The sequence below is a fragment of the Rhodanobacter sp. UC4451_H18 genome, from assembly GCF_052978225.1.
In genome coordinates this window covers 1,216,200-1,230,574 of record NZ_CM129663.1, presented here as the reverse complement: position 1 = coordinate 1,230,574, position 14,375 = coordinate 1,216,200, and the positions used below count along the sequence as shown (strand labels likewise).

General features: G+C 67.6%; 13 protein-coding genes. 3 read left to right on the top strand and 10 right to left on the bottom strand.

Going from position 1 to position 14,375, the window contains the following annotated elements; translation table 11 throughout:
• Nucleotides 1-2 precede the first annotated feature (2 nt).
• Nucleotides 3-485 (top strand): ribosomal protein S18-alanine N-acetyltransferase, encoded by a 483-nt coding sequence (gene rimI / locus ACVCMG_RS05800; protein ID WP_395116986.1) that lies wholly within the window; start codon nucleotides 3-5, stop codon nucleotides 483-485.
• Between the two features lie 51 nt (nucleotides 486-536).
• Here rimI and ACVCMG_RS05795 read toward each other — a convergent pair whose 3' ends face one another.
• The 3 genes from ACVCMG_RS05795 to proC form a co-directional block, all read right to left on the bottom strand.
• Nucleotides 537-3,371, bottom strand: a complete 2,835-nt coding sequence (locus ACVCMG_RS05795) for a valine--tRNA ligase (protein WP_447115091.1) — start codon at nucleotides 3,369-3,371, stop codon at nucleotides 537-539.
• Between the two features lie 177 nt (nucleotides 3,372-3,548).
• Nucleotides 3,549-4,124, bottom strand: a complete 576-nt coding sequence (locus ACVCMG_RS05790; RefSeq protein WP_447115090.1) for a YggT family protein — start codon at nucleotides 4,122-4,124, stop codon at nucleotides 3,549-3,551.
• Nucleotides 4,121-4,945, bottom strand: coding sequence for a pyrroline-5-carboxylate reductase (gene proC, locus ACVCMG_RS05785; RefSeq protein ID WP_447115089.1), 825 nt, complete (start codon nucleotides 4,943-4,945; stop codon nucleotides 4,121-4,123). The genes ACVCMG_RS05790 and proC overlap by 4 nt, the downstream gene beginning before the upstream one ends.
• Before the next feature lie 348 nt (nucleotides 4,946-5,293).
• Between proC and ACVCMG_RS05780 the strand changes: the two genes are divergently transcribed.
• Both ACVCMG_RS05780 and ACVCMG_RS05775 read left to right on the top strand, forming a co-directional pair.
• Nucleotides 5,294-6,331, top strand: a complete 1,038-nt coding sequence (locus ACVCMG_RS05780; protein ID WP_447115088.1) for a type IV pilus twitching motility protein PilT — start codon at nucleotides 5,294-5,296, stop codon at nucleotides 6,329-6,331.
• 118 nt (nucleotides 6,332-6,449) lie between these two features.
• Nucleotides 6,450-7,619: a PilT/PilU family type 4a pilus ATPase gene (locus ACVCMG_RS05775; RefSeq protein WP_136256917.1), complete on the top strand. Its 1,170-nt coding sequence runs from the start codon at nucleotides 6,450-6,452 to the stop codon at nucleotides 7,617-7,619.
• Nucleotides 7,620-7,687: 68 nt separating this feature from the next.
• Here the strand turns inward: ACVCMG_RS05775 and ACVCMG_RS05770 are convergent, their stop codons facing one another.
• From ACVCMG_RS05770 to gshB, 7 genes are all read right to left on the bottom strand, one after another.
• Nucleotides 7,688-8,098, bottom strand: coding sequence for a BON domain-containing protein (locus ACVCMG_RS05770; RefSeq protein WP_447115087.1), 411 nt, complete (start codon nucleotides 8,096-8,098; stop codon nucleotides 7,688-7,690).
• Nucleotides 8,099-8,347: 249 nt separating this feature from the next.
• Nucleotides 8,348-10,132 (bottom strand): hypothetical protein, encoded by a 1,785-nt coding sequence (locus tag ACVCMG_RS05765; RefSeq protein WP_447115086.1) that lies wholly within the window; start codon nucleotides 10,130-10,132, stop codon nucleotides 8,348-8,350.
• A 276-nt stretch (nucleotides 10,133-10,408) separates the two neighbouring features.
• On the bottom strand, nucleotides 10,409-11,335 hold the full coding sequence (locus ACVCMG_RS05760; RefSeq protein WP_447099427.1) for an aspartate carbamoyltransferase catalytic subunit: 927 nt from the start codon (nucleotides 11,333-11,335) through the stop codon (nucleotides 10,409-10,411).
• Nucleotides 11,336-11,367: 32 nt separating this feature from the next.
• Entirely contained in the window at nucleotides 11,368-11,817 is a 450-nt protein-coding gene (gene ruvX, locus ACVCMG_RS05755) for a Holliday junction resolvase RuvX (RefSeq protein ID WP_395117001.1), read from the bottom strand.
• A complete protein-coding gene (locus ACVCMG_RS05750; protein ID WP_395117003.1) occupies nucleotides 11,814-12,383 on the bottom strand; it encodes a YqgE/AlgH family protein in 570 nt (189 codons plus the stop codon). Before ACVCMG_RS05750 ends, ruvX begins: the two co-directional genes overlap by 4 nt.
• 35 nt (nucleotides 12,384-12,418) lie before the next feature.
• Entirely contained in the window at nucleotides 12,419-13,288 is an 870-nt protein-coding gene (locus tag ACVCMG_RS05745; RefSeq protein WP_447115085.1) for a TonB family protein, read from the bottom strand.
• Nucleotides 13,285-14,262: a glutathione synthase gene (gene gshB / locus ACVCMG_RS05740; protein WP_447105757.1), complete on the bottom strand. Its 978-nt coding sequence runs from the start codon at nucleotides 14,260-14,262 to the stop codon at nucleotides 13,285-13,287. Before gshB ends, ACVCMG_RS05745 begins: the two co-directional genes overlap by 4 nt.
• Nucleotides 14,263-14,375: the final 113 nt, after the last annotated feature.

Sequence of the window (14,375 nt, the reverse complement as noted above, 5' to 3'; positions counted from 1 at the left end):
CGATGGTCGCCGTGCCGAAGGCGGCGATCCAGGTGCGCGGCATGTACCTGGATGATCTGGCCGCAGTCAGCGCGCTGGAGAACGCCTCGTACGAATTCCCGTGGTCGCCCGGCATCTTCGGCGATTGCGTGCGGGCAGGGCATTCGTGCTGGGTTCTGTGTGTGGATGGCAGCGTGGCCGGCTACGGCATTCTCTCGACCGGCGCCGGCGAGGCGCACTTGCTCAATTTGTGCATCGGCCCGGAGCATCGCGGCCGCGGTCTCGGCCGGCATCTGCTGATGCGCCTGCTCGACGTGGCGCGCTGGAACCGGGCCGAGCGACTCTTCCTCGAAGTGCGCCCGTCCAACCCGGGCGCGAAAGCCTTGTACGAGTCGGTGGGCTTCCACGAAATCGGAAGGCGCCCGCGCTATTACCCGGCACGCGACGGACGCGAGGACGCGATCGTGATGGCGCTCGATATGGCCGCAGGCCATATCGAGAAATAAGCAAGAACCCGATCGCCAAAAAGCCCGGGACGGCATGCGGCGGTGCCCGCCCTACAGCTTGCCGGCCTGCTCGCGCAGCGCGCCCAGCGTGGTGTTCCAGTCGGCGATGCGCTGGCGCTCTTGTGCCACGACCTCGGCCGGCGCATTGGCGACGAAGTTCGCGTTGCCGAGCTTGCCTTCGCATTTCCTGATCTCGACCTCGATGCGACCGATTTCCTTGGCCAGGCGCGCTTTCTCGGCGGCCACGTCGATCAGCCCGGCCAGCGGGATCAGCACGCGCAACGTGCCGACCACGGCGGCCGCGGCGGCGGGTTCGTCGGCGCCAGCAGCGATCCACTGCGGAGTCTCGACGCGGGCGAGGAAGGCGATTTGTGCGGCAAACTTTGCCACCCGCGCACGATCGCCGGCGTCGCCGTCTGCGAGCAACAGCGGGATCGTCTTGCCGGGCGGGATATTCATCTCCGAACGGATCCGGCGGATGCCGGAGAGCACGTTCTTGAACCATTCGATCTCGGTCGTGGCCGCATCGTCGGCGGTGATGTCTTCGGCGCGTGGCCAGGGTCGCTGCAGCAGGCTGCTTTCGCTGAGGCCGAGCACCGGCGCCACTGACGCCCATATTTCCTCGGTGATGAACGGGATCACCGGATGCAGCGCACGCAGCACGCTTTCCAGCACCACCAGCAAAGTGTGGCGGGTGGACGCGGCAGCCGCCGCGTCGTCACCGCTGAGCGCCGGCTTGGCCAGTTCCAGGAACCAGTCGCAATACTCGTTCCAGACGAACTCGTACAGCGCTTGCGCCAGATGATCGAAACGATAGCTGACAAAGTGCCGCTCGACCTCGTCCAGCGTCTGCTTGAGCCGCGTCAGAATCCACCGCTCCGCCTCGGTCACCGGCTTTTGATCTCTCCGATTCCCGATTCCCGATTCCCCGTTCCCCGCGTTCAAAAGAACAAACCGCGCCGCATTCCACAGCTTGTTGCAGAACGCCTTGTAGCCCTCGGCGCGCTTGATGTCGAAGTTGATCGTGCGGCTGTAGCTGGCCAGCGCGGCGAAGGTGAAACGCAGCGCATCGGTGCCGATCGCCGGGATGCCGTCGGGGTAGTCCTTGCGGATGCGCTTCTCGACCTTGGCGCGCACCTGCGGAATCAGCAGTGACTTGGTGGATTTCTCCACCAGCGGTTCCAGCGCGATGCCGTCGATCAGGTCCAGCGGGTCCAGCGTGTTGCCCTTGGACTTGGACATCTTCTGGCCTTCGGCATCGCGCACGATGGCGTTGATGTACACCTCGCGGAACGGTATCTGGCCGGTGAAGTACTTCGTGGTCATCACCATCCGGGCGACCCAGAAGAAGATGATGTCGAAGCCGGTGACCAGCACCGCGCTGGGCAGGAAGATCTTGTCCTGTGCCCAGTTCGCCACGACCTCGCCGCGCTCGTTCTTCACCGGGCCATCGGCCGGCCAGCCCAGCGTGGAGAACGGCCACAGCGCGGAGGAAAACCAGGTGTCCAGCACGTCGTCGTCCTGACGCAGGGCGCCGACCGGCACGGTCGCGGCATGTGCGCGTGCGTCGGCCTCGTCCTCGCCCACGAAGATGTTGCCGGCCTCGTCGTACCACGCCGGGATGCGATGGCCCCACCACAGCTGGCGGCTGATGCACCAGTCCTGGATGTTGTCCAGCCATTGTGTATACGTGTTCGCCCAGTTTTCCGGCACGAACCTGATATCGCCCGAACGCACGGCATCGAGCGCCGGCTCGGTGATCGCCTTGCGGCCGCCCGGGCGGCCATCCGCCTGGACGTCCGAAGTGAGGTCGACGAACCACTGGTCGGTCAGCATCGGCTCGATCACCGCGTCGGAACGCTGGCTCACCGGTACCTGCAGCTTGTGCGCCTTCGTTTCGACCAGCAGGCCGGCGGCTTCGAGATCGGCCAGCACGGCCTTGCGCGCGTCGTAGCGATCGAGTCCGCGATACTTCTCCGGCGCGTTGTCGTTGACCTTCGCGTCCAGCGTGAAGATGGTGATCGGCGCCAGCCCGTGGCGCTGGCCGATGGCGTAGTCGTTGAAGTCATGCGCCGGAGTGATTTTCACGCAGCCGGTGCCGAAATCCTTGTCGACGTAGTCGTCGGCGATCACCGGAATCTGCCGACCGGTGAGCGGCAAATGCAGCGTCTGGCCGATCAGGTGCGCATAACGCTCGTCCTCCGGATGCACGGCCACGGCGACGTCGCCCAGCATGGTCTCCGGACGCGTGGTGGCGACCACCAGCGACGCGGCGCCGTCGGTGGTCATGTAGCGGATCGACCACATGTGGCCGTCGCGCTCGACGTTGTTCACTTCGAGATCCGACACCGCCGTGCCCAGCACCGGGTCCCAGTTCACCAGCCGGTTGCCGCGATAGATCAGGCCCGCGCGATACCAGTCGATGAACACCTTGCGCACCGCGGCCGACAGGCCTTCGTCCATGGTGAAGCGTTCGCGCGACCAGTCGGCCGCGGCGCCGATGCGGCGCATCTGGTGGGTGATGGTGGAGCCGGACTCCTCCTTCCACTGCCAGACCCGCTGGATGAACGCATCGCGGCCCAGGTCATGCCGGGTCTTTTCCTCGACGGCGAGCTGGTTCTCCACGATCTTCTGGGTGGCGATGCCGGCGTGATCGGTGCCGACCTGCCACAGCGTGTTCATGCCGCGCATGCGCTGGTAGCGCACCAGCATGTCCATCACCGTCTGCTGGAACGCATGCCCCATGTGCAGCGTGCCGGTGACGTTCGGCGGCGGCAGCAGGATGCAGTACGGCTCGCCCTGGCCGCTCGGCTTGAACGCGCCGCTGGCTTCCCAGCGCTCGTACCACTTCGACTCGATCCGGGCCGGCTCGAAACTCTTTTCCATCGGGAAACGCTCGCTGGCGCGCAGGCGCGCGCGTGGGTGTCGGGTAAAGATGTGATTGTACGGTGCGGGCCGGGGCCAGCCCAAGGCGGGGCGCGATGATTGCGCCGCGCGAGGTGGGCGGGCAGTCGTCTGCGTGGCGCAGGGCGGGTACTGCCCGCCGCCCGGGACAGGCCAGCCTCAGCCGCCCACGGCCAGCCCGGCGCCAAGATCCAGCAGCGGCGCGGCGATCAGCATGCGGGCGAGAAACAGCACGATGATCACCGCCATCGGCGCGAAGTCGATCTGGCCGAACACCAGCTTGCCGTCCAGCGGACGCAGCAGCGGGGCGACGATCTTCTCCACCAGTCGCAGCATCGGCTGGCGGCGATCGACGGAAAACATGCTCAGCAGCGACCAGCCGAAGATGAGCACGATGTAGAACAGCAGCACGAAGTCGAACAGCTCGGCAAGCGACAGCACCAGCAGACCGGCAAGGTTGGGCATCGCCCCGACCAGCGCGAACAGCAGCAGGCGCTTGAGCAGCATCGCCAGCCACGCCAGCAGCAGGCCGGCAAGGTTGATCCTGCTCCAGTTCGGCACCACGCGGCGGATCGGCGCCAGCACCGGGTTGGTGGTGCGGTAGATGAACTGGCTCAGCGGGTTGTTGAAATCGGCGCGGCAGGCTTCGGCCGTCACCCGCAGCAGGAACAGGATCACCACGGCGTCGAACGCCAGGCCGATCAGCATCGAGAGTGCGTTGAACAGATAGCTCACGGCTGCGCGTCCAGTTCGGCGGCGAGCTCGGCGCCGCGGCGGGTGGCCGCGGCCACGGCCCTGGCCACGATGCGCGGCAGTCCGTCCGCGCCGAAGCTCTCCAGCGCGGCCTGGGTGGTGCCGTGCGGCGAGGTGACGCGCTGGCGCAGCACGGCCGGGTCGTCGCCGCTCTCGGTGAGCATGCGGCCGGCGCCGAAACAGGTCTGCGCGGCCAGTGCGCGCGCGGTGTCGCGCGGCAGGCCCTGGGCCACGGCGGCTTCCTCCAGCGCTTCCACCAGGGCGAAGAAATAAGCCGGCGCCGAACCGGAGATCGCGGTGACGGTGTCCATCAGGGCTTCGTCGTCGATCCAGCGGGTGAGTCCGGCAGCGTCCAGAATGTGCTGCGCCTGCGCCTTCTGCGCGGGGCTGACGCGCGCGTTGGCGCACAGACCCGTGGCGCCGGCGCCGATCAGCGCAGGCGTGTTCGGCATGCAGCGCACGATCGGCAGGCTCGCGCCGAACCAGCGTTCGAGCTGGTCCAGCCGCACGCCGGCGGCGATCGAGATCAGCAACGGGCGCTGGCGCTGCAGGATGTCCTGCAACTCGCCATGGACGGAGGGCAGCACCTGCGGCTTGACCGCCAGCACGATCACCTCGGCGTCGGCCGCCGCCAGCCGGTTCTCCGCGTAGCAGGCGATGCCGAAATCGCGGCCCAGCTCCTGGCGCCCCTCGGCGCGGGGCTCGGCGACGCTGATCGTGGCGGAGGCGACGCCCGTCTTCAGCAGGCCGCCGATCAGGCTGCGCGCCATGTTGCCGCCGCCGATGAAGGCTAATCGTGTCATGCAGGACTCCTTGATCGTTGCAGCCGCCTACCTTACCGGAAGCCGGCGCGCCGGCGCGCGGACGACGCGCCGCCGCCGCCGCGACGAGGCCGACGGCGGGGCAACCTCGCGTTTTTCGACGGGATGCGCAAATCCCCGTTGCGGTTGCGGCATGATAGGCGGGAAAGGCTGGCCGCACAGCCGCTTGCGCGAGTAGTATCGACGCGGCTACAGGGGGATTCGGGTTGCCGGTCCGCAGGGTTCCAGGGGCAGCGGTTGCGTGCCCGGGCGGCGGCTGGCGGCGACGGTCCGGACCCCTGTGCATCCGCATTCATGCCACCAGACGATCGGTTGAGGGGAAACGACTTCATGGACATTGCCGAACTGCTTGCCTTCTCGGTAAAGAACAAGGCCTCGGATTTGCACCTGTCCGCCGGCCTGCCGCCGATGATCCGCGTCGACGGCGACGTCCGCCGGATCAACATCCCCGCGCTCGAGCACAAGCAGGTGCACTCGCTGATCTACGACATCATGTCGGACAAGCAGCGGCGCGACTACGAGGAGTTCTTCGAGACCGATTTCTCGTTCGAGATCCCCGGCCTGGCGCGCTTCCGCGTCAACGCGTTCACCCAGAACCGCGGCGCCGGCGCAGTGTTCCGCACGATTCCGTCCGAGGTGCTGACGCTGGAAGACCTGGGCGCGCCGCGCGTGTTCAAGGAGCTGATCGAGCAGCCGCAAGGCCTGATCCTGGTGACCGGCCCGACCGGCTCGGGCAAGTCGACCACGCTGGCGGCGATGGTCGACCACATCAACAAGAACGAATACGGGCACATGCTCACGATCGAGGACCCGATCGAGTTCGTGCACACCTCGCAGAAGTGCCTGGTCAACCAGCGCGAGGTGCATCGCGACACGCATGGTTTCAACGAGGCGCTGCGCTCGGCGCTGCGCGAGGACCCGGACTACATCCTGGTCGGCGAGCTGCGCGACCTGGAAACCATCCGCCTGGCGCTGACCGCCGCGGAAACCGGCCATCTGGTGTTCGCCACCGTGCATACAAGTTCGGCGGCCAAGACCATCGACCGCATCATCGACGTGTTCCCCGCCGGCGAGAAGCCGATGGTGCGCTCGATGCTGTCCGAAAGCCTGCGCGCGGTGATTTCGCAGTCACTGCTGAAGAAGGTCGGCGGCGGCCGCATCGCGGCGCACGAGATCATGGTCGGCATCCCGGCCATCCGCAACCTGATCCGCGAGGACAAGGTGGCGCAGATGTACTCGTCGATCCAGACCGGCCAGCAGTTCGGCATGCAGACCCTGGACCAGTGCCTGCTGGACCTGGTCAAGCGTGGCGTCGTGACGCGCCAGCAGGCGCAGAGCTACGCCAAGAACAAGGACAGTTTCAAGTGAGCGTCGGGATTCGGGATCGGGGATTCGGGATTGGCAAGAGCCAAGGCCCGGTCTCGATTTCCGACGGCCGGTTTTGACGAATCCCGAATCTCGAATCCCGAATTCCTGAGGTAAAGCCATGAGCGACTTCGATTTCACCTCGTTCCTGAAACTGATGGTGCACAAGAAGGCATCGGATCTTTTCATCACGGCCGGCGTGGCGCCGTCGATGAAGGTGCAGGGGCGCATCGTGCCGATCACGCAGAGCCCGCTCAGCGTGCAGCAGGCGCGCGACATGGTGCTCAACGTGATGACGCCGGGCCAGCGCGAGGAGTTCGAGAAGACCCACGAGTGCCAGTTCGCGATTTCCGCGCAGGGCGTGGGCCGTTTCCGCGTGTCGTGCTTCTACCAGCGCAACTGCGTGGGCATGGTGTTGCGCCGAATCGAGTCGAAGATCCCCACCACCGAGGAGCTGAACCTGCCGCCGGTGATCAAGCAGCTGGCGATGACCAAGCGCGGCATCATCATCTTCGTCGGCGCCACCGGTTCGGGCAAATCGACCTCGCTGGCGGCGATGGTCGGCTACCGCAACCTCAACTCGACAGGGCACATCATCACGATCGAGGACCCGATCGAGTACGTGCACAAGCACGAGGGCTGCATCATCACCCAGCGCGAGGTCGGCATCGACACCGACAGCTGGGACGCTGCCCTGAAGAACACCCTGCGCCAGGCACCCGACGTGATCATGATCGGCGAAATCCGCACCCGCGAGGGCATGGACCACGCCATCGCGTTCGCCGAGACCGGCCACCTGGTGCTGTGCACGCTGCATGCGAACAACGCCAACCAGGCGATGGACCGCATCCTGCATTTCTTCCCGGAGGATCGCCGCCAGCAGTTGCTGATGGACCTGTCGCTGAACCTCAAGGGCATCGTGGCGCAGATGCTGATTCCGACGCCGGACGGCAAGGCGCGTCGGGTCGCGGTGGAAGTGCTGCTGGGCACGCCGCTGGCGCAGGACTACATCCGCCAGGGCGAGATCCACAAGCTGAAGGAGCTGATGAAGGAGTCGACCCTGCTCGGCATGAAGACCTTCGACCAGGCGCTGGTCGAGCTCTACCACGCCGGCGAGATCAGCTACGAGGATGCGCTGCGCTACGCGGACAGCTCCAACGAGGTGCGCCTGCGCATCAAGCTGGCCCAGGGTGGCGACGCGCACACCTTGTCGCAGGGGCTGGACGGCGTCGAACTGGAAGAAGACCCCAACGACAAGAGCTTCGGCGGCAGCAACCTGCTCAACCGCTGAGCAGATCCTGCGGCAAGGAAAAAGGAGCCTCGCGGCTCCTTTTTCCGTTCACGGGTTGTCGCGATCGATCAGTGGCTGCTCATGCTGGACGAGGGCCGGTCGTGGTGTTTCGTGGCGGCGGGGGTGATCGCCAGCGCGGAGGCGTCGACGCTCTTCACGCCCTTGACGCCCTGCGCCACGCGCACCGCGTTCATCTTCTCGCTGGCGCTGTCGACGTTGCCGGTCAGGGTTACCACGCCATCGTTGGTGGTCACGTTGATGTCGGTGGCGCTCACGCCCTTGGTGGTGCCGAATTCGGTCTTCACCTTGGTGGTGATCCATGCGTCGGCGGCCTTGTCCGGCACCGTCTGGTTGTCCGATGCCTGCGCGGCGGCCTCGCTGCTCTGCGCTGCCACGGCCTGGCTGAGTGGCACGGCGGCGAAGGCGAGCGTCAGGGCGGCGGCGATCATGCTGCGGCGAATCACGGGATGGTTGTGCATGGCAATCTCCTTGGAGAAGGGGTTGTCGGTGGTGACAACGGGGTCGCCGGGTTTGCGATCCTTGTGGCCATGACAGCAGCGGCGGAGTGAACGCCATGTGCGCGGGCGCCGCCGCGATTCAGGTGCCGCCACGGTTTGCGAAGGCGAGGTCACGAGCATGTTGGCGGTACGTTGCGTGCGCAAAAAAAGGCCGGGGTGCGCGCGGCGCCCCGGCCTGGAGTGGAACGACTTGCCCTGGCGTCGCTTATGTCACTTCAGCGTCGTCTGGCTGGTGATCACCATGCCGCCGGCCTCGACATGCATCTCGGCGTGGATGTCTTCCACGCGCTGCGCCTGCTGCTTCATCGCCTCGAACTGCGCCTTGGAACGCGCCGCCGCCTCTGCCGCCTGGGCGGCGCTGTCGTCGGGCTTGTCCGCCGATGCATCACCGCTGTTGTTCATCGCGCTGGCCGCGGCGGTGAGCGCGTCGACCTTGTCCTGCATCAGCTGCACCCAGGACAGGTACATCGCGCCGCTCAGGTGCATCCGCGCCATCTGGCCCGCGTTGCCGCCGGCTTCCTTCAGGGTGTCGGCCAGCTTGGCGTCCTCGCCGGCGCCCACGCCCAGCGCCAGCGCCTTGTCGCTCATCGCCACCCAGCCGGGCTGGCCGAGCATGCCGGCCATCTGCTGCGGCAGCGCCACCGGCTTGCCGTCATTGGTCAGCTTCAGCTGCGCCAGTGCGGGCACCATCATCTGACCCATCGCCAGCAGGCCGGTCGGGTTGCTGGTGGCCAGCACCAGCCGGCCGCTGAAGGTGGGCAGGCTGGAGGTGGGGTTGTCAGTGAGCGTATCCAGCGCCAGGCGCACGCCCAGCAGGTCGCCGAACGGCGGGATCGCGGCTTTCTGCGTGGCCGGGCCGAGCTTGGCGAAGCCCTCGTTGAGATCGCTCAGCGCCGGGCAGGTGAACGGCTTGGCCGCCACTGCATCGGCCTGGGCCATCCAGAACGTGCGCAGGTTCGCGATCGGCAGCGCCAGGCCCACGTCGAATGGCGCGGTACCGGCCTGACCCAGCCCGGGCAGTTCGACCTTGAGCCCGGAGAACGCCTTGCTGATGTCCTCGGCCAGCGCGATGTCGAGGCGGCCGTCCTGATGACCGGCGTCGAGCCGGGTGTAGCCGAAGCTGATCGTCGGCACCCGCGCGGCGATGCGAGCGGCATCGGTGCTGCACGACGGCGGGACCTGCAACTGATTGGCCACCGGCTCGCCGGTCTTGGCCGACTCGGCCACCGCATGCGCCTTGCGCATCGCATTGGCCAGTGCGTCCGTGCCGCCGATTGCCAGCGGCAGCACGCGGGTCAGGTCGAGTTCGCCGACCAGCCACTTCTTGTAACCGTTGGCCTTCGCCAGGTCGGCCAGACGACCGTCGTCCTGCATGCTCTTCTGCGGCCGATCCAGTCCCAGCGCCTCGCGCAGCATGGTTTTCGGCGCGTCGATCGGCAGCAGCGCGGCCACCGCCTGCTTGTCCACCGTGGCCAGGATCACCTCGGTGCCCGATTCGGTGGACGCGTAGCGGCGGTAGCTCTGCTTGCCTTCGCTGGCCACCTCGAACTTCTTGCCGTAGGCGGTCTCCAGGCGGCCCACGAACGCGTCGAAGGCGGCCGCGTCGGCGAGCTGGAAGCGCAGCACGGGCGCCAGGCCCAGGCCGTAGAGGGCCGAGTAGCCCTTCAGGTCGAGGCCGGCGGACTGGGCGAAGCCCTCCACCGTCTTGCCGTTGAACTCGGCGCGCAGCGCGCGCAGCAGGCGGGCGCCGTCAGGGTCCTTCTCGGCGAGCCGGTCGGCCGCGGCGTCCATCTGTTCCAGTTGCGACGGCAACTGGGCGTCGGCCTGGGCCAGCAGCGCCTTGCGGGTGTCGTCGTCGAGCACGTCCAGGTTGGCCACGACGTACGGCGTATCGGCCGGCACGAACGCCAGCGGTGCATCCTTGTCCTTGTGCGAACAGGCAGCCAGCAGGACGCTGGTCAGTCCCATCGCGAGATAGCGGGTTGTCGCGCGCATGTTGATCCCCGTGGTGAGCAGCAGCGGCCATTATGCCCGCTGGGAGCGTGGGCGGCAGAAACTTCGGAGACGAAAAAAAGGCTGCGCGAGGACGGGGTATCGACGGTTCGCCGACCCATGGTGGTTCCATGGCTCAAGAAGCGGCGAAGCGCTTTACAACAGCGAAGCTGGTCAAATGCGGACCGCGCAGCCGCTTTTGCAGCCCGGAAGATTTCTGCCGCCCTCGCTCCCGGGTTGCGTCCGTGGCGGGCGCGGCGCCGGCGCTGCAGCGGGCATTCAGCGCGCAAGCACCTCGTTGAGCACGGCCATGCGCACGAATACCCCGTTGCCGACCTGTTCGAGGATGCGTGACTGTGCGCCGTCGGCCACCTCCGAGGCGATCTCGATGCCCCGGTTGATCGGCCCCGGATGCATGACCAGGCAACCCTTGGCCGCGCGCGCGAGGCGGCGACGGTCCAACCCGTAGCGGGTGAAGTAGGCGGCCTCGTCGGGCAGTTCGATGCGCGCCATGCGCTCCTTCTGCAGGCGCAGCATCACCACCGCATCGGCGCCTTCGATGGCCTGGTCGAAGTCGGTGAAGCGCTGGCCTTCGACGACTTCGTCGGTGGCCGGCATCAGCTCGGGCGGGGCGCACAGGCGGATCTCCTTCACGCCCAGCGCGGTGAAGGCATTGACGTCCGAGCGGGCCACCCGCGAGTGGCTGATGTCGCCGCAGATCACCACCGTCAGATTCTCGAAATCGGGCCGGTGTTGGCGAATGGTGAGCGCATCCAGCAGGCCCTGGGTGGGATGCGCGTGGTTGCCGTCGCCGGCGTTGATCACCGACACGCCGCTCATTGCATGGCGTACCAGTTCGTCCGGCGTGCCGGACTGCTTGTGGCGCACGATGATCGCGTCCAGGTGCATCGCCTCGAGCGTATGCAGGGTGTCGAACAGCTCCTCGCCCTTGCTGGTGGAGGACAGCCCGATGTCGAAGTTGACCACGTCCGCACCGAGCCGCCGCGCCGCCAGTTCGAACGAGGTGCGGGTGCGCGTGGACGGTTCGAAGAACAGGTTCAGCACGGTGCGCCCGGCCAGCACGTCCAGCTTGCGGGTGCCGTGGGCGCAGGCATCGCGCAGCGCCTCGGCGCGGTCGAGCAGGCGCTCGATGGTCTCGCGCGGCAGGTTTTCCAGGGTGGTCAGGTGGCGCAGGCGAGGGCTCATGGGGGTTCGCGGATTGGGGAGGAAGGTGCTGATCAGTGCGGGGTGGCGTCGTGCGGGATCACGGCGGCCTCGAGCAGCCAGCGTTCGAGGATCACTGCCGCCGCCTCGGCGTCGATGGCGGCGCCTTCGCGGCGTCGCCGCAGGCCGGCGGCGCGTCCGGCGGCGAAACGTTCGGCAGCTTCGTGCGAGCTGTGGCGTTCGTCGACCAGCACCACCGGCAGGCGGTAGCGCTCGGTCAGCTTGCCGGCGAAGGCGCGTGCGCGCCGACTGGCGGGTTGTTCGGCGCCATCGAGGGTCAACGGCAGGCCGACCACCAGGGTGTCGGGCTGCCATTCGCGCTGCAGGGCGTCGAGCCGGTCCCAGTCGGGCCGATCGTCGCGGACGGCGACCACGGCGAGCGCGCGCGCGGTGGCGGTCAGGCGGTTGCCGATGGCCACGCCGGTGAGGCGACTGCCGACATCGAAGCCGAGCACACAGCTCATGCGTGGCCCGCGTAGCCGGACAACTGGCGCGGGTCCACCCCGACCAGGCCGGCGGCGGCGCTCCAGCGCTCCTCCAGCGGCGTGTCGAAGACGACCCGGCCGTTGGCTTCGGCGGTGAGCCAGGCGTTGGCCATCAGTTCCTGTTCCAGCTGGCCGGCATCCCAGCCGGCGTAGCCGAGCACCATGATGGCCTGGCGCGGGCCTTCGCCGGCGGCCATTGCCACCAGGATGTCACGCGAGGTCGTCACCGACCACTCGGCGTTGATGCGGTAGGTCGATTCCCAGTCGCCCGGTTCGTGATGCAGCACGAAGCCGCGCTCCTGCTGTACCGGGCCGCCGATCAGCACCGGTGCGTCAGCCAGGTCGGCGTCGGCGCATTCGAGTTTCATCTGCGCCAGCACGTCGCCGAAGCGGTATTCGGACAGCTGGTTCACCAGCAAGCCGACCGCGCCGTCCTCGTCGTGCTGGCACAGCAGCGCCACGCCGCGCGAGAACGGCGGCTCGGCCAGGCCCGGCATGGCGATCAGGAAGTGACCGGTGAGGGTCGCGGGTTGCATGGCAGCCATGGCGCCATTGTAGTCGCAGCCGAATCGCGGCGCTCCTAGCGCGTCTGCAGCACGTTGTTGGGCTGGAACTGCCAGGTGCGGGTGATGTTCAGCTCGTCGACGTGCTCGCCGGCCCGCGGTGCCGGCGGAAACGGTGCGGCCAGGCGCACGATGCGTTCGGCCGCGGCGTCGAGCACCGGCTGGCCGGAACTCTGGATCACGTCGATGCTCTTGATGCTGCCGTCGAGGTTGAGCACCACGGTGAGCAGCACGTTGCCGTGCAGGCCGCGGCGACGCGCCTCCTCGGGATAGTTCAGGTTGCCGACCCGCTCCACCCGATCCGACCATCCGCGCATGTAGGCGGCATAGGCGTATTCACGGGTGCTGGCGGTGAGGTATTTCACCTTCGGCCGCTTGGCGTAATCCACCTTCTTGCGGCGCAGTTCGGCGGCGAGCTGGGCGATTGCCTGCTGGCGCTTCAGTTCGGCCGCGCTGGGCGTGGCGTGTTGCGGGTCGACTTCGGTCTGCGCGGTATCGCTGGCGACGCTGAAATCGCTGCGGCCGCTGGTGGTGACCATGCGCGCGGGGGTGGCCGGGTGCGGCAGCGGCGTGGATTCCTGCACCGGTTGCGCCGCGACCCCGGGATCAGGTCGGGGCAACGCGCCGGAGAACAGCTGCGAGGGGCGCGCGGCACGGTCACTCTGGCCGCCGCCGCGGTTGTTGGCCTGGGCCAGGAAATCGGCCTTGTCCGGCGCCTCCTGGTTGGCCACGTTGACCAGCGCGACGTCGAGCGTGGGCAGGCTTGGATCAGGCTTGGCGAAGTGGAAGGTGATGCCCAGCAGCAGCACGCCGTGCAGCAGCAGCGAGAACAGCATGGTGGCGCCGATCGGCTCGGGTCGGGCGGTAACGGTTGCGGTTGCACTCACGCAGGACGATTTCCACTGGCGTGCCGCTCGATGACGTCGAACAGCTGGCCTGCAATGTTAAGCCCGAACTGTGCGTCGAGTTCACGTACGCAGGTCGGGGATGTGACGTTGATCTCGGTCAGGTAGTCGCCGATCACGTCCAGGCCGGTGAACAGCAGTCCGCGGCGACGCAGTTCCGGTGCCACCTGTGCCACGATCCAGCGGTCGCGGTCGGACAGCGGCACGCCTTCGCCGCGGCCGCCGGCGGCGAGGTTGCCGCGAAAATCGCTGCCCTGCGGAATGCGCGCGAGCGCGTACGGCACCGGTTCGCCGTCCACGACGAGGATGCGCTTGTCGCCGGCGCTGATCTCCGGCAGGTATTTCTGGGCGATCGCCAGTTGCCGGTGCGCGCCATGGCCGTCGCCACCGAGCAGGGTTTCCAGCATCGAGTTCAGGTTGCTGTCGCCGTGGCGCACGCGGAAGATGCCGCGCCCGCCCATGCCGTCGAGCGGCTTGAGCACCACCTCGCCGTGTTCGGCGGCGAACCGGCGCAGTTCGGCCGGGTCGCGTGCCACCAGGGTGGGCGCGATGCACTGCGGAAACTCGAGCGCGAACAGCTTCTCGTTGCAGTCGCGCAGCGAACGCGGATCGTTCACCACCAGCACGCCGCCGCGCTGGGCCGCTTCCAGCACCATGGTGTCGTAGACGAACTGCGCGTCGACCGGCGGGTCCTTGCGCATCAGCACCATGTCCAGCTCGCGCAGGTCGTGCCAGCGCGGCTGGCCCAGCGTGTACCAGTCGCGCGGATCGTCGCGCACCTCAAGCGGGGCGCTGCGCACCCACGGCGCGCCGTCGCGCAGGGCGAGGTCGCCCTGTTCGAAATAATGCAGGGCGTGGCCGCGTCGGGCGGCCTCCAGCAGCATCGCCAGGGTGGTGTCCTTGGCCACTTTGATGGCGTCGATGGGGTCCATCAGGACGCCGACGGAGAAGGTCATGCGGGGTGCTCCGCGGATTGCCGGGTTTGTGCGGTCGCGCCGGCAGGGGCGCGACGACTGCCGGCTATACTAGCCGCGTCGTTCATGTTGTGCCGGTCGTGGTGCGCGCGGCA